Consider the following 20,150-nt stretch of genomic DNA (forward strand, 5'->3'; position numbering starts at 1 on the left):
TTTAATTTTATGATTTTTAGAATTTAAGCCTTTTTTTGCTTGTTAATTTCGTCTTGTAATTGACGTCTTACTTTTTGCTCGCGCTCTAAAGCTGTTTTTCTGTGCTCATCAAATTCTTCTTCTATCTCAGAAAGGCTTTGTTTTGCTTGTCTTGTTACTGCATTACTGTTTTTAAATTTGTATATAAACAGCAATAACAAAGCTAATAATCCTGCTATAATACTCCATAAGAGTGTATTGTAACCTGTTTTACTCATTTGCATGCCAAAGAGGGACATACTATCTTTTTCTGTATTCGTGGTTTCTAAATCAGCTTGCGTTTTAGAAAGAGAACTTTTTAGTTGTGTAATTTCATTAGCTTGTGTCTTTACTACAGCTTGTGTTTCATTTAAATCTTTGCGAATTCCTTTTAAAGAATCTTTTACATGATTACGTAGTGTTAGCAACCATGCCGTTTTTACCGCTTCGTAAGGTTGACCATTCGTGCCTTTGAAATTGCCAGATTTTCTAAAAACAAATTCAAATTGGCTATCAATTGTACCACTATTAAGTGATAGTGTTTCTTGTTGTTGTGCTGCTTGAGAGAATGATGATAAACTAAAAGTAAACAAAAAGATGAGTGCAATTAGGTATTTTGAGGAATTCATTTGGTTGTGTTTAAATAGGTTAACTGTTATTGCGAAAATATAAAATAAAGTTTAAAAACATGGTTATTTACTGAATAGCCTCAAAAAAATGAGGCTATTCAGGAATATTTACGATAAAATTTTACACTTAGATGTTTTTAATAATACGTATAGCGTCTTACTTTAGATATATATTTTGCAAGTCTTATAACCTGATGGCTATACCCGTATTCGTTATCATACCATATATATAGTATTACATTTTTTCCGTCTGAACGCACAATAGTTGCTTTACTGTCATAAATTGAAGGAGCTGAGCACCCAACAATATCGCTAGATACGAGTTCATCACTAAGCTCATATTTTATCTGTTCAACCAAATCTCCCTCTAAAGCATATTTTTTAATAGTTGAGTTGATGCCGTTTAGAGATGTTTTTCTATCTAATTCTAAATTTAAGATAGCTAGCGAACCATTAGGAACAGGAACTCTAATAGCATTAGATGTTAGTTTTCCTTCTAAACTAGGTAATGCTTTAGCTACTGCTTTTCCTGCACCAGTTTCTGTAATTACCATATTTAGCGCGGCAGCACGACCACGTCGGTATTTCTTATGAAAGTTATCTACCAAATTTTGATCATTGGTGTAAGCATGAATGGTTTCTAAATGCCCACTCTTTACGCCATAAGAACCTTCTATTGCCTTTAAAATTGGAGTTATAGCATTAGTGGTACATGATGCGGCTGAAAAAATATCAATAGTATCAGGATTGTAATCAAAATGGTTAACGCCATGTACAATATTTGGAATTTCTTTTCCAGGTGCAGTAAGTAACACTTTTTTTACACCTTTTGCTTTTAAGTGTCTAGATAAAGCTTCTTTATCTCTAAAAGCACCCGTATTATCAATTACTAATGCATTGCTAATACCATATTGGGTATAATCAATTTTTTCAGGGGCATCAGAAGAAATTATTTTTACCGTAGTGCCATTTACAATCAGAGCACTATTTTTTAAATCAGCAGAAACAGTCCCTGCAAATCCACCATGAATAGAATCATTATTAAATAAAGATGCTCTTTTCTCTAAGATTTCTTTAGTTATAGCACCTCTAGTTACTATAGCTCTTAAGCGTAGTTGACTGCCTTTTCCGGTTTTTGCCATTAATTCTCGCGCAACCAGTCTGCCAATTCTTCCAAACCCATAAAGTATGACATCTTTTGGCTCTATAGATTTGCTTTTGCCAGCATCTTTAATTTTGTTAGCTACAAAGTGTATAGCATCATCAAATTTATTTTCTTCTAAATGAAATTCGTATGTTAATTTACCAATATCCAATTTAGCCGGAGGTATATTGAGTTGTTTTATTGCCTTTGCAATTTCAACAGAATCAAAAATTGAAATGGGTTTTTGGACAAACTTACCAGCGTAGTCGTGTAAGTTTAAAATCTCACTCACATTTTTGTCAATAAGTTGATTTTTGAAGAGAATTAACTCAATGGAGTTATCGTACCAAAGATCACTAATAACTTTAATAAATTCAACTGTTGCTCTTCGGCGATCTGCTTGAAACGCTAACTCTTTTTCGTAAGTTGCATCTGTAGACATTTTTTGTAAGTTTAGTGGTTTTTAATGTTGCAAAAGTATCATATTTCAAACGTTTTCGTAAAACATTTTCATAAAAAAAACAGCACTTTTAAAAGTGCTGTTTTTTCAATATGAAATTTATTTTTTATCGAATAAAATGACTCTCTTTCTCTCCATCTAAATTAATAAGCTCTAATTCAAGCGCTTCATTAATAGAATGAGTTTTTAAAACGGTTTTTACATCATCAATGCTATTTATAGCAATACCATTAATTTTTGTTATAATCGATCCTTTGCCAATATTATTCTTTTTCCAATAATTTATTATTCTTTCGTTACCATCTAATCGGTCTATTTTTACTCCACTTTTTGCCTTGAACTTTTTCAACTCCTTTGGTTTTGCATTTTTAATTAGTCCTACATAAGGCAAAATAGCAGAGGGTGCTGGTTTAATAAGTTTTACAGGAACAGTTTTGATATCTCCATCACGTAAAAAAGTGACATCAACAATATCGTCAGGACTTTTAGTATTTAAATGACCTTTAAGATCGGAAAACTTTAAAATTTTAATGTTATCTATTTTTTTAATGATATCTCCTTCTTTAATGCCAGCAGCTTCAGCTCCAGAGTCTTCTTCAATACTATCAACATAAAAACCTTCTGTATCGTCTATATCTTTTCTTTCAGCAGCTGTGCTGTTTAATGCCACTCCAAATACACCTAAAATACCATTTTGTACATTACCATATTCCATGATATCATTTACCACCTTTCGTGCGATGTTACTTGGTACAGCAAACGAATACCCTACATAAGAACCTGTTTGTGAGGAAATAGCAGTGTTAATACCTATCAGCTCTCCATTTGTGTTAACAAGAGCACCTCCAGAGTTTCCTGGATTTACAGCAGCGTCTGTTTGTATAAAAGATTGTGATGCATTACCTGATAAGTCTCTCGCTTTAGCACTGATAATACCGGCCGTTACTGTTGAAGTTAAATTAAATGGATTACCAACAGCCAGTACCCATTCGCCTATTTTTGCATTATCTGAATCGCCAAATGTGACTACGGGTAAGTCTTCATCAGCTTCAATTTTTAAAAGCGCAATATCCGTTTTTGGATCAGTTCCAACAATTTTTGCTTCGTAAGTTTTATTGTTATTTAAAGTCACAGATAGCTCCTGAGACTTATCAATGACGTGATTGTTAGTAATAATGTAACCATCAGGAGTAATGATGACTCCTGAGCCAGTTCCTAATTGTGCACGCTGTGGGCTTCTACCTAAAAATAAGTCTTCAAAAGTCATTCTTCCTCTACTTAAAGTTACATTTTTTACGTGTACAACAGCATTTACTGTGTTTTCGGCAGCAGTAATAAAATCAGGTGTTTCTAATGGCTTATAAATAGTGTTTGATGTGGCTGTGGGAATTAAAGATGGTTGTTCCTCAACAGTTTCAACCACCACAGTTTTTTCTTTTTCTAAAAATAGTTTGTAGCCTCCTAGTGTTAATATACCACCAAGAGCTGAAACCAATACTAGTGTTAAAATCTTCTTCATAATTTCCAGTTTAAGATATATTTATTAACGATTAAAATTAAATATTTATTGAATTTGTAATTCAACTTTAACGACGATTTAACAATCTGAAAAACGTTATAATATTTATATCTTTGTCCCTTAATTATGCAACAGAAATTTTACAAATATCAAGGTACAGGAAACGATTTTGTGATGATTGATAATCGTCAACAAACGTTCGACAAAAATAATACCAATTTGGTAGCAGACCTTTGTGACCGACGTTTTGGCATAGGAGCAGATGGTTTAATTTTATTAGAAAACCATGAGAGCTATGACTTTAAAATGGTTTATTATAACTCCGACGGCAATGAAAGTACCATGTGCGGAAATGGAGGCAGGTGTTTAGTAGCTTTTGCAAAGCATTTAGGTGTTATTTCTGAGAATGCTGTTTTTGAAGCTATCGATGGATTACATCATGCTAGTATTAAGGATGGTATTGTACGTTTACAAATGCAAGATGTGACCTCTGTATTAAAAAAAGATGATCATATTTTTTTAGATACAGGTTCGCCTCATCACGTTCAGTTTGAGGACGCTATAGATACTTTTAAAATTAAAGCTAAAGGGTCAAAAATTAGATATGGAGCTCCTTATTTTGAAGAAGGATCAAATGTGAATTTTGTAAAGCATATTGATAATGATACCTTTAGATTGAGAACTTATGAGCGTGGTGTTGAAGATGAAACTTTGTCATGCGGAACTGGAGCTACAGCTACAGCAATAGCAATGCACTATATAGGAGAAACTGAAAAAAACATCATTTCTATACAAGTTGAAGGCGGAAAATTAGAAGTTAGTTTTGATTTTGAAGATGGTATATATACTAATGTATGGCTAGTAGGGCCGGCAAAATTTGTTTTTGAAGGTACTATATGAAAACTTTAACAGGTAAACATATCAACCTTAGAGCACTAGAACCTGAAGATTTAGATTTTGTTTTTGAGATAGAAAATGATGAAACTATTTGGCACTTAGGCAATACACAGACGCCTTTTTCTAGGTACGTTATCAAACAATATTTAGAAAATGCACTAAAAGATATTTTTGAAGCTAAACAATTGCGTTTAGTAGTAGAAAGTAAAAAAAGAGAAGCTCTTGGATTGATTGATCTATTTGATTTTGATTTTAAGAATAAAAGGGCAGGAGTTGGAATTATTGTAAAAGATGAAGCTAATAGAGCAAAGGGGTATGGTAATGAAGCTTTAAAACTTCTTATTAATTATAGCTTTACTCATTTAGGATTACATCAACTGTATTGTAATATCTCAGAAGAAAATAAAGCAAGTATTCAACTTTTTACAAAACACGGTTTTGAGAAAATCGGACTTAAAAAAGATTGGAATTATAATGGAGGAAATTACAATAACGAATTCTTATTTCAACTTATAAAATCATAACATGTATATAAAAAAAATACTTTGGGCAATAGCACTTATCGGTTTAGTTATAGCTGGTTTTTTTGCTTATTATGTGTATAATGCAATGTTGTCTCCAAATACAAATTTCAACAATGATGAAGCATACATTTATATAAAATCTACTGATAGTTATAATGAAGTAAGGTCTCAATTAGAGCCCCTTTTGAAAGACATAGCATCCTTTGATGTTTTAGCCGAGCAAAAAAAATATACATCAAATATTAAATCTGGGAAATTTGCTATAAAAAAAGGAATGAATAATAATGATATTATCAACTCTATAAGAAGCGAAAACTTACCAATAAAAGTATCTTTTAATAATCAAAATTCATTAGAGAAGTTAGCAGGACGTGTTGCCAATCAAATTGAAGCAGACAGTCTTTCTCTTCTTGAGGCTATGACTGATACAGAATTTTTTACCTCAAATGGTTTTACTAATGAAACAGCTCTAGGAATGTATTTACCTAATAGTTATGAGTTGTATTGGAATACTACGGCAGAAACATTTAGAGACCGTATGCTTAAAGAGTATAAGCGTTTTTGGAATGAAAAAAGGATAGCAAAAGCGCATGCTATAGGTTTGTCTAAAGATCAAGTAATGACATTAGCTTCATTGGTTTATGAGGAATCTAAACAAAAATCAGAACAAGCCAGGATTGCAGGCTTATATATTAATAGGCTAAATTCAGGAATACCTTTAGATTCAGATCCAACATTAAAATTTGCTGCTTATAAACTGCCTCAATATAATAATACCATAATAAGACGTGTATTGAATGTTCATAAATCTATAGATTCTCCTTATAATACCTATAAAAATAGAGGGTTACCACCAGGACTAATTACTATGCCTAATATTTCTGCTATTGAAGCTGTTTTGAATTATGAAAAGCATAAATATATTTTTATGTGTGCAGACCCAAAACGATTTGGATATCATAAATTCGCAAAAACATTGGCACAACACAATGCTAATGCTAGGGCTTACCATAAGTATTTGGATTCTAAAGGCATTAGAAAATAGAAATGTGGTTTTATAGATGTAGTGTTATTATCTTTCTGTGTTTTAGTAACGTTATTTTTTCTCAAACCCGTTTAGAACATTTCTTAAAACCTAGTGATACTTTAAATAAACCTCGCAGAAATGCTGTTGTTATTTCTGAAGCAGCTTTAAGTGGATTAACTTTAATTGCACTGGATCAAATTTGGTATGCTGATTTTGAACGTTCAAAATTTCATACTACTGATGATAATAATCAGTGGCTTCAAATGGATAAATTTGGTCATGTATTTACATCTTACCAAATGGGAAAACAAGGTGCAAACCTTTTAAATTGGAGTGGAGTTAGCAAACGAGATCAATTAATTTATGGTGCTACTTTGGGGTTTGGTTTCTTAACAGCTGTAGAAGTATTAGATGGGTATTCTAGTGAATGGGGGTTTTCATGGGGAGATGTCGGTGCTAATGCTTTAGGAACTGGCTTATATATTTCGCAAGAATTATTATGGAATGAGCAACGCATTAATGTTAAGTTTGGATTTCAACAATCCAGATATGCAGATTTAAACCCTGAAAAGCTTGGAAATTCTTTTTCAGAGCAAATTTTAAAAGACTATAACGGTCAAACATATTGGCTTAGTTTTAACTTACATTCATTTTTTAAAGACAGTAAAATTCCAAAATGGTTAAATGTAGCTTTAGGCTATGGGGGAGAAGGGATGCTAACAGGTACAAGAGTTACTGACAATCAAATGTTAACAACTATTCCAAGATTTAGACAGTTTTATTTGAGTTTAGATGTAAATTTATCAAACCTAAGAACGAAATCAGCGCTGTTAAAGTCAATTTTTAGCATTTTTAATATGATAAAAATACCATTTCCTACCCTAGAATTTAATAAGAATGGGGCTGTATTTCATCTATTCCATTATTAAAAATTGCACTTAAACGAGTTATTTTGATATTATTAAAAGAATGTGTAATTTTGCACGCTCAAATTTTCAAGCAGTATTACTCAGTGATTCTGTTGAAGAAATTTAATCATTATGGTAAAAAATATTGCAAGTTACCTAGTATTAGCACTTACAATATGTATACTGTTACACATGTCGTTTTCAAGTAATGAAACGATAGATATTAGTAGGTATTCAACCGATGGCTTAGTGTTAAATTACACTGTTAAGCCAGATGTAAGCATTAGGAATAATGTTAAGACATCAAAAGATGGGTACGAATCGTTTTCGCCATATCTTGGTAAATCGTTCGTTGGCTTTAAAGAAGCTTTAGCTTTTAAAGAATCTGGGGGAAATTATGCTACGATTAACACTTATGGATACTTAGGGAAGTATCAATTTGGTAAGGAAACACTTAGGTTAATTGGTGTAAGAGATATTAATAAGTTTTTAGGCACTCCTAAATTGCAAGAGAAAGCGTTTATAGCTAATGCACAGAGAAATAAGTGGATTCTTAGAAGGGATATTAATAATTTTGTAGGAAAGCGAATTAATGGTATTCTGGTTACCGAATCTGGTATTTTAGCAGCAGCACATCTTGCTGGAGCTGGTAGTGTAAAAAAATACTTGAGAAGTTACGGATTAGATAATTTTGCTGATGGATACGGAACAACAGTAGCTTATTACATGAAAAAATTCTCTAGTTATGACACGTCTTTCTTGAAAGCAAATAAAAAAGCTAAAGTGAATTCTATTTAGAAATTCAGCTTTTATGAATAATAAAAATAGTAGGCCTTTTATGAAGGTCTACTTTTTTTTTGCTCCAAACTCTTGCAGGTAAGGTTTTTATATATTCACTAGGTAGTGTAATGTCACAAGCTATACAAACGTTAGTGTCTCCTGATACTGTAGTACAAATGTCTTCTAGTAGTTTGTTATTCCTGTACGGTGTTTCAATGAAAATTTGTGATTGATTTTTATCAAAAGAGAGTCGCTCTAGGTGTTTTATTTCCTTTTTACGCTCATTTTTATCAATTGGTAAATATCCATTAAAAGTAAAACTTTGCCCGTTTAGGCCAGAACTCATCATAGCCAATAAGATAGAAGAAGGTCCTACTAAAGGCACTACTTGTATGTCTTTTTCATGTGCAAGTTTTATAACATCTGCGCCTGGGTCTGCTACTCCTGGACAACCAGCTTCAGATAAAAGTCCAACACTTTTACCTTTTAAGCAAGGCTCTAAAAACTCGGGTAGTTCAATAGGTTGAGTGAATTTATTTAGTAGAAATATTTCTAAATCTGGTTGTGATTTCTTCGGACTGATTTTTTTGATAAACCGTCGAGCAGATTTTTCATTTTCAACAATAAATATTGAAACGTCCTCAATTGTTTTTTTTATTGAAATAGGTAATACCTCAAGAGGAGGTGTATCTCCTAATGTGGTTGGTATAAGATATAGTTTGCCTTTTGACGCCTGCATTCCAACAATATAAGGGTTATTTATGAAATTAACTTAATGACAATTATTTCACAAGCTTCATCTAACATTTTATATACATTATCAAAGCCTTGGTTGCCACCATAATAAGGGTCTGGGACACTTAAGTTTTCATTTGGTGTAATTTCATTTAGAATGAGTTTTACTTTTGATAGATCATTCTCGTTTTTTGCCATAGATACAATATGATTGTAATTTGACTCGTCCATAGCGTAAATCAAATCAAACTCCTCAAAATCACTTTTTACAAATTGTCTTCCTCTTAGATGAGTGATATCTATATTGTGTTTTTGTGCAACAGAGATGGAACGGGAATCTGGTTTACTACCTATGTGGTATGCGGCTGTTCCGGCAGAATCAACTATAAAAGTATCATTAGGAAGTTTAGATCTTAAAATGCCTTCAGCTAATGGCGAACGACAAATATTGCCTAAGCATACCATTAGAATTTTAGTCATCGTTTATTGAATTTAAACAGAAAGTTTTTTTGCAATATCTTCTACGTATTTTCTAAATTGTTTATCTGTAGAAGATAGGTTATCCACCGTTTTACAAGCATGAAGTACAGTAGCGTGGTCACGTTTACCAATTTGGGAACCAATACTAGCCAATGAAGCTTTGGTCATTTTTTTAGCAAAGAACATAGCTAACTGTCTAGCCTGTACAATATGACGTTTTCTTGTTTTAGATTGTAGTGTGTCTACATCCATTTGGAAATAATCAGATACTACTTTCTGAATGTAATCAATTGATACTTCGCGTTTTGTGTTCTTAACAAATTTTTCAACAATTTGTTTAGCTAGTTCTAAAGTAATTTCTTTTCTGTTGAAAGAAGATTGTGCAATTAAAGAAATAATAGCACCTTCTAACTCGCGTACATTGGTTTTAATGTTTTTTGCAACGTAGTCTATAATTTCGTCAGGCATTTCAACACCATCACGATATAGTTTATTTTTCAAGATAGATACGCGCGTTTCAAAATCTGGATGCTGTAACTCAGCTGATAATCCCCATTTAAATCGAGATAGCAAACGTTGTTCAATATCTTGCATATCTACAGGAGCTTTGTCACTCGTAAGAATAACTTGCTTACCATTTTGATGCAAATGATTAAAAATATGGAAGAATACATCTTGCGTACCAGATTTTCCAGAGAGGAATTGAACATCATCAATAATTAGTACGTCAATAATCTGATAAAAATGAATAAAATCGTTACGATTATTCTTTTTTACAGAATCTATATATTGTTGTGTAAATTTCTCTGCAGAAATATAGAGTACTGTTTTTTCTGGATATTTATCTTTTATATCAACACCAATAGCATGTGCTAAATGTGTTTTTCCTAAACCAACTCCACCAAATATAAGTAGTGGGTTAAAAGATGTGCCTCCTGGTTTAGCAGCAACTGCTAATCCTGCACTTCTTGCTAGTCTATTGGAGTCTCCTTCTAAAAAATTCTCGAAACTATAATTAGGATTTAGCTGTGATTCAATTTTCACATTTCTTATCCCAGGAATTACGAATGGATTTTTTAATTCAGGACTTTTATTATTAAGAGGAATATCTACTTCTTGCGATTTTACTGGAGTTCTATTAGAACTTGGAATTTTTTCAGTAAAAGGTTGTTTATTACCATACGTGTTTTCCATCTTAATGATGTATACTAGTTTGGCAGTTTCCCCTAACTCTTTTGTTAATGCTACTTTTAAAATTTTAACGTAGTGTTCTTCTAGCCATTCATAAAAGAATTTACTAGGAACTTGAATACTTAATGCATTATCTTGAAGTTTAACTGCTACAATAGGTTCAAACCATGTTTTATAGGCTTGCGGCTGGATGTTATCCTTTATAAAATTAAGACAGTTGCCCCAAACCGATTGCGCAGTTGTATTCATTTAGTTAAAATGTTTTGGTTTTAGTTAGTAATTGATTTAAAGAGAAGAATATCTCTTTAATCCCCCTTTTGTTGTGTGGCAAATATGTGAACAAAATTCTAAAAAAAAAAATCAAATAGAGTTGAATTTTCAGAATTTTTTTCTCATGTTTAAGCTCTAGCCCAAACTACGAAAAAATATTGATATAAAGTCATGAAATTCGATGAAATACAGATTAGAGTGAGGTATGGTGAAACTGACCAAATGGGAGTGGTGTATCATGGTAACTATGCATTATACCTAGAAATGGGGCGAATTGAATGGTTGCGTAAACTAGGAATTTCTTATAAAAAGATGGAAGAACACGGGATAATGTTGCCAGTAGTTTCTTTAAATATAAATTATAAAAAATCAGCAGGTTACGACGATCTAATTAATGTAAAAACTCAACTTAAAAAAAAACCTACTGCAAAGATTGAATTTGAGTATGAAATCACAAATGAAGAAGGAGAAATTTTAACAACAGCTAGCACAATACTAGTTTTTATTGATAAGAAAACGGATAGACCAACACGAGCGCCAAAATACATTTTAGATTTGATAAATTAAATTTTTTCAATATTCACTCCATAAATATTTTTGAAAGTCTTAAACATATCATTAGCTAAACTTTTTCTAATTGAAATAGTGATAGCGCAGCTTAATTCTAATTTTTGGTTTATAATTTTAAGTTGCCTTTCCTTAATAACTCGCATTACTTTATTCATATCCTTATATTCGAAAGTAATTAGAAATTCAATATTTACGGTTTTTTCAATAATTTTTGATGATTCTAATGCTAATTGCGCAGTTGTTTTGTATGCTTGTATCAATCCACCTACACCTAATTTAACACCTCCAAAATAACGTACAACTATTATGAGTATATTGGTAACTCCAAAAGATTGTATTTGTCCATGTATAGGCATTCCTGCTGAATTACTGGGTTCGCCGTCGTCATTAGCTCTAAAGGTAATCTGTTCAGTGCCTATTTGATATGCGTAGCACCAATGTCTTGCAGAATGGTATTGGTTTTTTACAATCTCTAAATAGTGTTTTACTTCATTTTCATTTTTTACTGGAAATGCCAACCCATAAAACTTGCTATTTTTTTCTTTATGTAAAATGCTTTCAGTTGCTGAAGCGATAGTTCTATAAGAATCTTTAGCATCCAAAATTTAAAGTAGATGTTTTTGTTTTGAAAGTAATTCTGTTATATCTTCTTTGTAAGGAGTAATGTGCCACGTATTGATATTTAAACTTTTTGCCGTAAAAATGTTGTCTACATTATCATCAATAAACAAGCATTTTTCTGGTTTTAGATGATGAGTGTTCAAAACAAATTCAAAAATATCAGTATTGGGTTTCCTTAAATGTATTTCATGAGATAGATAAAACGCATCAAAACAATTTTTAAACTCTTCATAAAAAGATACTCGTTCTTTAATCCAATTAATATGAAGCTCATTTGTATTGCTTAGTAAAATAAGTTTGTATTTATTTTGAGCTTTTAGTGCTCTTAAAAATTCTAAACGTTGCTTGGGGAAATCTTTTAAAATAATATTCCACAAGTCAACCAGCTGATTTTCTGTAAGGTGCGAGAATTTTTCAGTGTAAAAACTGATGAATTCTTCTGTTGATATCTTACCAGTTTCATAAGAATTATTGATATTGATAATGTCTTTGGGTAATTCGTTAATACCAAGTTGTAATAGTGATTCTTTAAAACCTTTTTCAATATCTAGATTGATAAATACATTTCCAAAATCAAAAATAATTGAATCAATCATTACTATAAATATTTAGTATATCGTTTTGAATTTCATTTTCATATATAAGCTTTCCAGTAATTTTAGGTGCTTTTATACCATCTTTAAAATTAGGTCTCCCTTTAAAAACTCTTGCTTCATCCCAAAGATGTTCATCAATAAATGTTTGTAGTGTTTGCGAACCTCCTTCTACAATAACTGAATTTATATTTTTTTCAAATAAAACATTACAAATTTGTATACCTAGAGGTTTAGAGAAATCAGCATTATCTTTATTTATTACTATAGTTTCTGCTTCTGAGTTAAAAATATTTAGATTCTTCTGTAATTTATTGTTTTTGTCTATAATTACTCTTATTGGGTTTTTGCCTACCCAAGCTCTGGAGGTTAAACTAGGATTGTCTTCTAAAACTGTATTTGTGCCTACTAGAATAGCTTGTTCTTCAGTACGCCATAGGTGTACTAATTGTCTTGAGAATGTATTTGTTATCCAAACAGGTTCCTGTTTTAATTTAGATTTTGGGGCAATAAACCCATCTCTGGTTTCAGCCCATTTTAATATAATATAAGGGCGCTTTTTGTTATGAAAGGTAAAAAAGCGCTTATGGTGTAATTTACATTTATGTTCAAAAACACCAACAACGACATCAATTCCGGCTTCCATTAACCTTTTAACACCTTTTCCAGCGACCTGTTCATTATCATCAATACAGCCAATAACCACATTCGGAATTTGGTGCTTGATTATTAAGTCGCTACATGGAGGTGTTTTTCCATAGTGAGAACAGGGCTCTAGAGTAACATATAGTGTCGCTTTTTTTAAAACTGATTTGTCTTTTATGGCGTTAATAGCATTTACTTCAGCATGATTGCCACCGTAAGCACTTGTATAACCTTCACTTATAATTTTGTTGTGAACCACTATTACACAACCTACCATAGGGTTTGGTCTGGTAATCCCTAAGCCGTTTTTGGCAATTTGCAAACAGCGTTCTATATAGTTTTCATGAATACGCAATGCTTTAGATCTTAATTTTTACTTCTTCGGTTTCATCAACGTTGTAAGTATAAGAGAAACCTAGAGTTTTGTATAGGATATCGCCTTTGTATTGCACTTTTATTTTTTGACTAAATAAACTCCCTATGAGGCCTCCAATACTTTTATTACTAATTAAACTGTCAATAGGTATAGTAGCTTTAAGTGGAATACTAAATTCTTCTTTAGCAGGTACTTTAAAACTCTCAGTTGAAACATAGCCAACTTCATTATTGTTTACAAAAATCTTAATTTCATCGGTTTTTAACTCGCCACCAATATCATTGGGGTTCATAAATAAAGCATCGGCTGATAGTGTAATGTGTTTAGAGGTAGATTCCTTTACTTTAATATTTTCAACATTTATAAAAAGGGGTTTTTCATTCACTTTGCAGTTGAAAAAAGTACTTAGTATTGTTAATAATAATAAAAAACGTTTCATATTCTATTTTAAGAATTCCTGTATCTTCACTTTTGAAAAGTGATTGATTAAAGTGAGTAAAGATACTACAGTTATTCGAGAAATACAGTTGCAAGATAATGCCCAATTAGAAGCGGTAATTAGAAACTGTTTTTATGAGTTTGATATTCCTTTAGAAGGTACTGCTTATGAAGACCCTGAGACCAAAGCAATGTTTCAATCTTACCAAAATGATGATGATATATATTATGTTGTGGATAGAAACGGAGAAGTTCTGGGAGGGGCAGGTGTAAAGCCGTTAAATGATACTGAAGGTAGCATCTGCGAAATTCAAAAAATGTATTTTTCTCCTGAAATTCGCGGAGAAGGTTTTGGTAAATTAATGTTTGAAACTTGCTTAAGAGCTGCAAAGGAATTAGGTTATAAGCAATGTTATTTAGAATCTGCACCCCAGTTAAAAGCAGCAATACATATATACGAAAACTTTGGTTTTAAGCATTTAAAAGGTGCTTTAGGTTATACAGGTCATTTTTCTTGTGGTGTATGGATGATAAAGGATTTATGAAGCTATTAGAAGTTCGAAATACATTTCATGAAGCATTAGCGCAATTATTTGTTGAAGAGGAGATACATACTTTTTTTTATCTCTTAACAGAAAAGTTTTATAACATAAAGCGTATAGATTTGGCGATGTTTCCAGAAAAAGAAGTGCAAGATGAATCATTAATTTTAGATGCTTTAGAGCTTTTAAAAGCGCAAAAACCTATTCAATATATATTAGAGGAGACGGAGTTTTTTGGATTGAAATTTAAGGTAAATAAAGATGTGTTGATTCCTCGACCTGAAACAGAAGAGTTGGTGGAGTGGATTATTGATAAAGTTGATAAAAACAAAGAAATTAATATTTTAGACGTAGGTACAGGTAGTGGTTGTATTGCAATTTCATTGTCTAAAGCACTACCAAATGCTAATGTTTATGCCTTAGATGTTAGTAAAAAAGCTTTGGATGTTGCTAGATATAATGCAAAACAGAATAATGCTACTATTGAGTTTATAGAATGTGATATTTTAAAAGAGGCGACTAGAAAAATTTGTTTTAAAGCTATAAAGTTTGATGTTATTGTATCTAATCCGCCCTATGTAAGGGTTTTAGAAAAACAACTAATGAAACCTAATGTATTGGACTATGAACCGCATTTGGCTTTATTTGTTGAAGATGACAATGCACTGCTGTTTTACAAGGTAATTTCTAAATTAGCAAAACAAGTATTACAGCAAGATGGATTGTTGTTTTTTGAGATTAATGAGTATTTAGGAGAAGATACTCGCATGCTTTTGGAGCATTTAGGATTTAAAGATATAGTATTAAAGAAAGATATTTTTGAGAAGGATAGAATGGTAAAAGCAGAAATTAACTAATGGAAGACATACAAAATAAAATAATTGAACTGAGGGATGAACTAAGAACTCACAATCATAACTATTATGTTTTGGATAATCCTAAAATCTCAGATTATGAATTCGACATGAAACTTAAGGAGCTTCAAGAGTTGGAAGAAAAATATCCGGAGTTTTATGATGCAAATTCACCAACGCAACGTGTTGGTGGTGCAGTAACAAAAAACTTTGAAACAATTAAACATGAGTATCGTATGTATTCTTTAGATAATTCATATTCTAAAGAAGACTTATTAGATTGGGAAAAACGTATCAAAAAAATAGTAGAAGGGGAAGTGAATTATACTTGTGAGCTTAAGTATGATGGGGCTTCTATGAGTTTAACTTATGAGCAGGGAAAACTAGTTAAAGCTGTAACTCGTGGTGATGGATTTCAAGGTGATGATGTTACTGCTAATGTAAAAACAATTAAAACAGTACCATTACAATTGCAAGGCGATTATCCTGATACATTCGAAATTAGAGGTGAGATTGTATTGCCTTTTGAAGGATTTAGTAAAATGAATCAAGAGCGTATAGCTAACGGAGAGGAACCTTATAGAAATCCTAGAAATACTGCATCGGGAAGTTTAAAATTACAAGATAGTGCAGAAGTAGCTAAACGTCCGTTAGAGTGTTTGTTGTATAATTTAAAAGGTAGAAACTTACCTATTTCAACTCAATTTGAAAGTTTAGAAAAAGCGCGTTCATGGGGTTTCAAAGTGCCAGATATAGCTATTTTGGCTAAAAATGTAGATGAAGTTTTAGAGTTTGTGAACTTTTGGGATACCAAACGGCATGAGTTACCTTATGAAACTGATGGTGTTGTTGTAAAAGTAAATAGCTTACAGCAACAAGAAGAATTAGGTTATACAGCTAAAGCTCCACGTTGGGCAATGGCCTATAAGTTTAAGGCAGAACAAGTATCTACATTGCTAAATGAAATTACATACCAAGTAGGACGTACAGGTGCAATTACTCCTGTAGCTAATTTAGAACCTGTAGAACTTGCAGGTACAACAGTTAAACGCGCGTCTATTCATAATGCAGACCAAATTGAAAAGTTGGATATACGAGAAAGAGATACTGTTTTTGTAGAAAAAGGAGGGGAGATTATTCCTAAAATTATAGGAGTTGATTTTGCGTTACGCCCAGTAGATTCTGTACCTACAAGCTATATAACACATTGTCCAGAATGTAATACTGAACTTATAAGAACTGATGGAGATGCTAAACATTATTGCCCAAATTATAATGGTTGTAATCCTCAAATTATAGGTAGAATACAGCATTATATTTCTAGAAAAGCTATGGATATAGAAGGATTGGGAGGAGAAACCGTGGCACTTTTGGTCAATGCTGGTTTAATCTCAAATTATTCAGATTTATATGAATTAACTAAAGCACAAATTATACCTCTTGAGCGTATGGCAGAAAAGAGTGCGGATAACTTGATTAATGGGATTAAGGCATCAATAAATATTCCTTTTGAGCGTGTGTTATATGCATTAGGTATTCGCTATGTTGGCGAGACTGTAGCAAAAAAGTTAGCAAAGCACTATAAATCAATTAATAATCTTATTAGTGCTACTCAAGAAGATTTAGAGCAAGTTGACGAAATAGGTGTTAAAATAGCTGAAAGTGTTACCTTGTTTTTTGCTTCAGAAGAAAATATACAAATTGTTAATAGATTAAAAGACTTTGGAGTACAATTAGAAGTATCTTCTGAAGAGTTAGAAGGACAAACGGAAATTTTGAAAGGACAGTCTATAGTAGTGTCTGGAGTGTTTGAACATGTATCGAGAAATGAACTTAAAAAACTAATTGAGGATAATGGGGGGAAGGTAAGTAGCTCTATATCTTCTAAAACCAGTTTTGTAGTAGCTGGGGACAAAATGGGGCCTAGTAAAAAGGATAAAGCAAATAGTTTAGGTATTTCTTTAATTAATGAGGTTGAATTCTTACAAAAAATAAATAAATTTTAAAAAAAAACGACAAAAAGCTTTTTTTTATCGATTAATTGCATTTTTTGTTTATATTTGTCACATAACTATTAACCACTGTTATGTACAGCCCCAAAGTACTGGCATTTATATTAGGTTTTATCTATGCGTTATATATATATTTCTTGTTTTCAGGAAACGTATTTTATGCAGATGCAATAGGTTCGTTGATCTTACCTGTTTTAACATTATGGTACTTTTATAATGTTAAAAAACGCTCAATCTATTTGATTTTGTTTCTTGTATTACATTCAATATCAGATATTATGATAATTTTTTCTCAATATATGCCACATTATGTTGATTATTTTCTAGGTAATACATTATATATACTTGCTTACTTAGCTTTAGCTATAGAAATTGCAAGAAAGCTTTCTGTTAGTTATATTTTAAAACATTATCTATTTTCAGTTATAGTACTCTTTTTACTTAATTCATATATAACTTATGTACTCTTTCAAATTGTTAATTCTCATTTACTTAAGGGAGCAGAATACGTTTTAGAGATTGTATATAATATATCTATGTTAATGATACTATCCTTAGCGCTTTTAAATTATTTTTGTAAGGATAGCAGAAAAGCATTTTACATATTGGTAGGAACGGTATGTATCGTTTTTTCAGAAGTGATCAATGTGGCATACTTATATGTGGCTCATCAAAATTTACTAAACTTTTTTACAATATCTTTAGGTTTAGTAGGTTTTTATTTTCTTTATGAACAGGCAAAACTTAAGTATAGAAAGCAAGACAGTACTATAAATTAGGCTTTTATAAGAGGAATGTCTTTTTTATAAATAATAGTAATTATAGCAGCTAATAAAAAAGTTACTACAGCAGTAGTAAAAAGTACACCACCATCTCCTTTTACATCTATTCCTAGTATTGTAAGATGCATTATTATGGCTCCACCAATAACACCTAAAGTAAGTAAAGCACCAATCCAAGCTGTTTTTCTAATGAGTAAAAGTATACCAGCAATCAGTTCTATAATCCCTATACCTATTCTTCCATAAGGTTCTAAACCAACAGTTTCAAAAATATAAATGCTGTCTTCGTGTCCAAGAAATTTGAATCGAAGTGTTTGAATTAAAATTATCGCAATAATAATACGTAATGCTAAAGGAAAGTATTTTTTCATATTTATTTGGTTTGATAAGCTTTTAGACGAAGCAATTCTTAAAAACTTATCAAAAACTGAAAAAAACTAGACAGAAATAGAAATGCCTTTAGCAGTTTTATTTTTATTGGTATCAAAATAAAAATCTATTTTACCAAGATAGAGCCCATAGCATCCAACTTGATTTACAAGCATCTTTTTGCCTTCAGTATTTTTTACAATAGTTGGTTTTGATAAAAATGTATGCGTGTGTCCCCCAATAATTAAATCAATGTCTTTTGTTGCTTCAGCGAGTTTCAAATCGCTTATTTTATTAGGGTTGTTTTTATAATTATAACCAAGATGTGATAAGCATATTACTAAATCACATTGTTCATCTTGTTTTAAAATACGAGTGATGTCTTGGGTTATTTCAATAGGGTTTAGATACTCTGTTTCTTTGTAAAGCTTTTTTTCAACTAGTCCGTTAAGTTCAATGCCTAAACCAAAAACGCCTATTTTGATGCCATCCTTTTTTAAAATTTGATAAGGTTTTACATGGGTGTCTAGTAGTGTATTTGAGAAGTCATAATTAGCAGAAACAAAATTAAATTCTGCATGGGGTAATTGCGCGTATAATCCATTAATACCATTATCAAAATCATGATTGCCAATAGTGGCTAGATCATATTTTAACTTACTCATAAGTTTAAACTCTAACTCGCCTCCATAATAGTTAAAGTAAGGTGTGCCTTGAAAAATATCGCCAGCATCAAGTAACAAAGTGTTAGGATTTTGTTTTCTGATACTTTCGATTAAAGAAGCACGTCTTGCAACACCTCCCTTGTTAGCATTCCTACCTTCATTGGGGCCAAACGTATCTATATGGCTATGAACGTCATTGGTGTGTAATATTGTAATCTTAGTAGTTTTTGGCTTTGTAGTAAAAGATTGAAGACCTAAACTGCCAATTGTTGCTAATGCAGTTGTTCCAGCAGATACTTTTTGAATAAAATCTCTTCTTCTCATAGCTTTATTTTATGATGAACCTATTGTCAATTACAGGGTTAATAGTGTCTGTCTTCTTAAAATAATCAATTATAGCACTTCTTACTTTATAATTTAAATCATGAAACTCTTCATTGGGTTGAAAGAAAGTCATATTATCCCCTCTATTGTATAAATAATCACTAGTAGCAAAGTAGTATATTTTATCTTTGACTATAATTTCATTATTTATTGTGGCTTTAATCAAGTTGAAATCTTTATCAACAGTTAGTTTAAGACCAGCAATGGGGTGGGCTCTTTTACTTCTCAATAAATAGTTTATAGCTTCATCTAATTTTTTTCCTTTAATAGCAACTACCACTATCTCATTTTCAAAAGGCATAATGTTATAAGCCATTCTAGCATTTACAGGACCTTTCGGTATTTCAGCACGAATGCCACCATGATTTAAAATCACTGCATCAATTTTTTTTCCAGTTCTTTTATAAAACACACCATTGCCTTCAGATTGTACAATGTCTGCAAGTAAATTTCCAATAGCAGTGTTTAGTTTACCATTGCTTTTAGAATAGGTGTCAACTGAGTAGGCAAGAACACTATCTAAATCTTTTTCTATGCGATTTTTATATGGTGCAATAAATGCGTCAATGTCTGCATTAGGAGTAATATTTTTATTAATATTTAAACGCTCTCCCTCAACTTTATTTAAATAAAGCTTCTTGGCTTTACAGCTTATTATTAGTAATAAGATGAAAGCGATTAAACTTAATTTAGATTTGGTAAGATTTACCATCTTAA

Annotated in this window: 23 protein-coding genes; 10 read left to right on the forward strand and 13 right to left on the reverse strand. The window is 31.5% G+C overall.

Annotated elements, in window-relative coordinates; translation table 11 throughout:
• Positions 1-23 precede the first annotated feature (23 nt).
• The 3 genes from EYD46_RS02045 to EYD46_RS02055 all read right to left on the reverse strand — a co-directional run bounded on the left by EYD46_RS02045 (position 24) and on the right by EYD46_RS02055 (position 3,770).
• Complete coding sequence (locus EYD46_RS02045) at positions 24-647, reverse strand: tRNA (guanine-N1)-methyltransferase (RefSeq protein WP_130935386.1); 624 nt, start codon at positions 645-647, stop codon at positions 24-26.
• Positions 648-784: 137 nt separating this feature from the next.
• Positions 785-2,233 carry a glyceraldehyde-3-phosphate dehydrogenase gene (locus EYD46_RS02050; protein ID WP_130935387.1) on the reverse strand — a complete coding sequence of 483 codons (1,449 nt, stop codon included), beginning with the start codon at positions 2,231-2,233 and terminating at the stop codon, positions 785-787.
• A gap of 124 nt (positions 2,234-2,357) precedes the next feature.
• Complete coding sequence (locus EYD46_RS02055; protein ID WP_130935388.1) at positions 2,358-3,770, reverse strand: trypsin-like peptidase domain-containing protein; 1,413 nt, start codon at positions 3,768-3,770, stop codon at positions 2,358-2,360.
• Between the two features lie 126 nt (positions 3,771-3,896).
• Here EYD46_RS02055 and dapF point away from each other — a divergent pair, with 126 nt between their 5' ends.
• From dapF to EYD46_RS02080, 5 genes are all read left to right on the forward strand, one after another.
• Positions 3,897-4,670, forward strand: a complete 774-nt coding sequence (gene dapF / locus EYD46_RS02060; protein ID WP_130935389.1) for a diaminopimelate epimerase — start codon at positions 3,897-3,899, stop codon at positions 4,668-4,670.
• Positions 4,667-5,191 carry a GNAT family N-acetyltransferase gene (locus EYD46_RS02065; RefSeq protein WP_130935390.1) on the forward strand — a complete coding sequence of 175 codons (525 nt, stop codon included), beginning with the start codon at positions 4,667-4,669 and terminating at the stop codon, positions 5,189-5,191. The genes dapF and EYD46_RS02065 overlap by 4 nt, the downstream gene beginning before the upstream one ends.
• 1 nt (position 5,192) lies before the next feature.
• Complete coding sequence (gene mltG, locus EYD46_RS02070; RefSeq protein WP_130935391.1) at positions 5,193-6,236, forward strand: endolytic transglycosylase MltG; 1,044 nt, start codon at positions 5,193-5,195, stop codon at positions 6,234-6,236.
• Positions 6,237-6,238: 2 nt separating this feature from the next.
• Positions 6,239-7,147 (forward strand): DUF2279 domain-containing protein, encoded by a 909-nt coding sequence (locus tag EYD46_RS02075; protein WP_130935392.1) that lies wholly within the window; start codon positions 6,239-6,241, stop codon positions 7,145-7,147.
• A 111-nt stretch (positions 7,148-7,258) separates the two neighbouring features.
• A complete protein-coding gene (locus EYD46_RS02080) occupies positions 7,259-7,924 on the forward strand; it encodes a lysozyme family protein (RefSeq protein ID WP_130935393.1) in 666 nt (221 codons plus the stop codon).
• Positions 7,925-7,928: 4 nt separating this feature from the next.
• Here EYD46_RS02080 and EYD46_RS02085 read toward each other — a convergent pair whose 3' ends face one another.
• The 3 genes from EYD46_RS02085 to dnaA are packed head-to-tail and all read right to left on the reverse strand — an operon-like array spanning position 7,929 to position 10,561.
• A complete protein-coding gene (locus tag EYD46_RS02085) occupies positions 7,929-8,645 on the reverse strand; it encodes an SAM-dependent methyltransferase (RefSeq protein WP_130935394.1) in 717 nt (238 codons plus the stop codon).
• Positions 8,646-8,665: 20 nt separating this feature from the next.
• Positions 8,666-9,121, reverse strand: a complete 456-nt coding sequence (locus EYD46_RS02090; RefSeq protein WP_130935395.1) for a low molecular weight protein-tyrosine-phosphatase — start codon at positions 9,119-9,121, stop codon at positions 8,666-8,668.
• Positions 9,122-9,133: 12 nt separating this feature from the next.
• Positions 9,134-10,561, reverse strand: coding sequence for a chromosomal replication initiator protein DnaA (dnaA, locus tag EYD46_RS02095; RefSeq protein ID WP_130935396.1), 1,428 nt, complete (start codon positions 10,559-10,561; stop codon positions 9,134-9,136).
• Between the two features lie 192 nt (positions 10,562-10,753).
• On the opposite strand from dnaA, the gene EYD46_RS02100 reads away from it, so the two are divergent.
• Positions 10,754-11,149 carry an acyl-CoA thioesterase gene (locus EYD46_RS02100; RefSeq protein ID WP_130935397.1) on the forward strand — a complete coding sequence of 132 codons (396 nt, stop codon included), beginning with the start codon at positions 10,754-10,756 and terminating at the stop codon, positions 11,147-11,149.
• Here EYD46_RS02100 and EYD46_RS02105 read toward each other — a convergent pair.
• The 4 genes from EYD46_RS02105 to EYD46_RS02120 are packed head-to-tail and all read right to left on the reverse strand — an operon-like array spanning position 11,146 to position 13,826.
• On the reverse strand, positions 11,146-11,754 hold the full coding sequence (locus EYD46_RS02105; protein WP_130935398.1) for an IMPACT family protein: 609 nt from the start codon (positions 11,752-11,754) through the stop codon (positions 11,146-11,148). The two genes, EYD46_RS02100 and EYD46_RS02105, sit on opposite strands and share 4 nt — an antisense overlap.
• 3 nt (positions 11,755-11,757) lie before the next feature.
• Positions 11,758-12,369: an HAD family hydrolase gene (locus EYD46_RS02110; protein WP_130935399.1), complete on the reverse strand. Its 612-nt coding sequence runs from the start codon at positions 12,367-12,369 to the stop codon at positions 11,758-11,760.
• Positions 12,362-13,366 (reverse strand): bifunctional diaminohydroxyphosphoribosylaminopyrimidine deaminase/5-amino-6-(5-phosphoribosylamino)uracil reductase RibD, encoded by a 1,005-nt coding sequence (ribD, locus tag EYD46_RS02115; protein ID WP_130935400.1) that lies wholly within the window; start codon positions 13,364-13,366, stop codon positions 12,362-12,364. Before ribD ends, EYD46_RS02110 begins: the two co-directional genes overlap by 8 nt.
• A gap of 4 nt (positions 13,367-13,370) precedes the next feature.
• Positions 13,371-13,826 carry an LEA type 2 family protein gene (locus EYD46_RS02120; protein ID WP_130935401.1) on the reverse strand — a complete coding sequence of 152 codons (456 nt, stop codon included), beginning with the start codon at positions 13,824-13,826 and terminating at the stop codon, positions 13,371-13,373.
• A gap of 52 nt (positions 13,827-13,878) precedes the next feature.
• On the opposite strand from EYD46_RS02120, the gene EYD46_RS02125 reads away from it, so the two are divergent.
• From EYD46_RS02125 to EYD46_RS02140, 4 genes are all read left to right on the forward strand, one after another.
• The gene (locus tag EYD46_RS02125; protein ID WP_130935402.1) at positions 13,879-14,370 is read left to right on the forward strand and encodes a GNAT family N-acetyltransferase; all 492 of its coding nucleotides are present in this window, start codon (positions 13,879-13,881) and stop codon (positions 14,368-14,370) included.
• Positions 14,367-15,224, forward strand: a complete 858-nt coding sequence (gene prmC, locus EYD46_RS02130; protein WP_130935403.1) for a peptide chain release factor N(5)-glutamine methyltransferase — start codon at positions 14,367-14,369, stop codon at positions 15,222-15,224. Before EYD46_RS02125 ends, prmC begins: the two co-directional genes overlap by 4 nt.
• Positions 15,224-17,227 (forward strand): NAD-dependent DNA ligase LigA, encoded by a 2,004-nt coding sequence (gene ligA / locus EYD46_RS02135; protein ID WP_130935404.1) that lies wholly within the window; start codon positions 15,224-15,226, stop codon positions 17,225-17,227. Before prmC ends, ligA begins: the two co-directional genes overlap by 1 nt.
• A gap of 284 nt (positions 17,228-17,511) precedes the next feature.
• A complete protein-coding gene (locus EYD46_RS02140) occupies positions 17,512-18,012 on the forward strand; it encodes a hypothetical protein (RefSeq protein WP_165454319.1) in 501 nt (166 codons plus the stop codon).
• On the opposite strand, the gene EYD46_RS02145 is transcribed toward EYD46_RS02140, so the two are convergent.
• The 3 genes from EYD46_RS02145 to EYD46_RS02155 form a co-directional block, all read right to left on the reverse strand.
• Complete coding sequence (locus EYD46_RS02145) at positions 18,009-18,386, reverse strand: DoxX family membrane protein (protein WP_130935406.1); 378 nt, start codon at positions 18,384-18,386, stop codon at positions 18,009-18,011. The two genes, EYD46_RS02140 and EYD46_RS02145, sit on opposite strands and share 4 nt — an antisense overlap.
• Before the next feature lie 66 nt (positions 18,387-18,452).
• Positions 18,453-19,373 (reverse strand): bifunctional metallophosphatase/5'-nucleotidase, encoded by a 921-nt coding sequence (locus tag EYD46_RS02150; protein WP_130935407.1) that lies wholly within the window; start codon positions 19,371-19,373, stop codon positions 18,453-18,455.
• 4 nt (positions 19,374-19,377) lie between these two features.
• A complete protein-coding gene (locus EYD46_RS02155; RefSeq protein ID WP_130935408.1) occupies positions 19,378-20,145 on the reverse strand; it encodes a 5'-nucleotidase C-terminal domain-containing protein in 768 nt (255 codons plus the stop codon).
• Positions 20,146-20,150 lie beyond the last annotated feature (5 nt).

It is taken from the genome of Hyunsoonleella pacifica (genome assembly GCF_004310335.1).
GTDB classification, from domain to species: Bacteria; Bacteroidota; Bacteroidia; order Flavobacteriales; family Flavobacteriaceae; genus Jejuia; species Jejuia pacifica.

Coding starts and splice junctions, on each gene's coding strand:
- EYD46_RS02045 (WP_130935386.1), bottom strand. CDS start 647: ATGAATTCCTCAAAATACCTAATTGCACTCATCTTTTTGTTTACTTTT.
- EYD46_RS02050 (WP_130935387.1), bottom strand. CDS start 2,233: ATGTCTACAGATGCAACTTACGAAAAAGAGTTAGCGTTTCAAGCAGAT.
- EYD46_RS02055 (WP_130935388.1), bottom strand. CDS start 3,770: ATGAAGAAGATTTTAACACTAGTATTGGTTTCAGCTCTTGGTGGTATA.
- dapF (WP_130935389.1), top strand. CDS start 3,897: ATGCAACAGAAATTTTACAAATATCAAGGTACAGGAAACGATTTTGTG.
- EYD46_RS02065 (WP_130935390.1), top strand. CDS start 4,667: ATGAAAACTTTAACAGGTAAACATATCAACCTTAGAGCACTAGAACCT.
- mltG (WP_130935391.1), top strand. CDS start 5,193: ATGTATATAAAAAAAATACTTTGGGCAATAGCACTTATCGGTTTAGTT.
- EYD46_RS02075 (WP_130935392.1), top strand. CDS start 6,239: ATGTGGTTTTATAGATGTAGTGTTATTATCTTTCTGTGTTTTAGTAAC.
- EYD46_RS02080 (WP_130935393.1), top strand. CDS start 7,259: ATGGTAAAAAATATTGCAAGTTACCTAGTATTAGCACTTACAATATGT.
- EYD46_RS02085 (WP_130935394.1), bottom strand. CDS start 8,645: ATGCAGGCGTCAAAAGGCAAACTATATCTTATACCAACCACATTAGGA.
- EYD46_RS02090 (WP_130935395.1), bottom strand. CDS start 9,121: ATGACTAAAATTCTAATGGTATGCTTAGGCAATATTTGTCGTTCGCCA.
- dnaA (WP_130935396.1), bottom strand. CDS start 10,561: ATGAATACAACTGCGCAATCGGTTTGGGGCAACTGTCTTAATTTTATA.
- EYD46_RS02100 (WP_130935397.1), top strand. CDS start 10,754: ATGAAATTCGATGAAATACAGATTAGAGTGAGGTATGGTGAAACTGAC.
- EYD46_RS02110 (WP_130935399.1), bottom strand. CDS start 12,369: ATGATTGATTCAATTATTTTTGATTTTGGAAATGTATTTATCAATCTA.
- EYD46_RS02120 (WP_130935401.1), bottom strand. CDS start 13,826: ATGAAACGTTTTTTATTATTATTAACAATACTAAGTACTTTTTTCAAC.
- prmC (WP_130935403.1), top strand. CDS start 14,367: ATGAAGCTATTAGAAGTTCGAAATACATTTCATGAAGCATTAGCGCAA.
- ligA (WP_130935404.1), top strand. CDS start 15,224: ATGGAAGACATACAAAATAAAATAATTGAACTGAGGGATGAACTAAGA.
- EYD46_RS02140 (WP_165454319.1), top strand. CDS start 17,512: ATGATAATTTTTTCTCAATATATGCCACATTATGTTGATTATTTTCTA.
- EYD46_RS02145 (WP_130935406.1), bottom strand. CDS start 18,386: ATGAAAAAATACTTTCCTTTAGCATTACGTATTATTATTGCGATAATT.
- EYD46_RS02150 (WP_130935407.1), bottom strand. CDS start 19,373: ATGAGAAGAAGAGATTTTATTCAAAAAGTATCTGCTGGAACAACTGCA.
- EYD46_RS02155 (WP_130935408.1), bottom strand. CDS start 20,145: ATGGTAAATCTTACCAAATCTAAATTAAGTTTAATCGCTTTCATCTTA.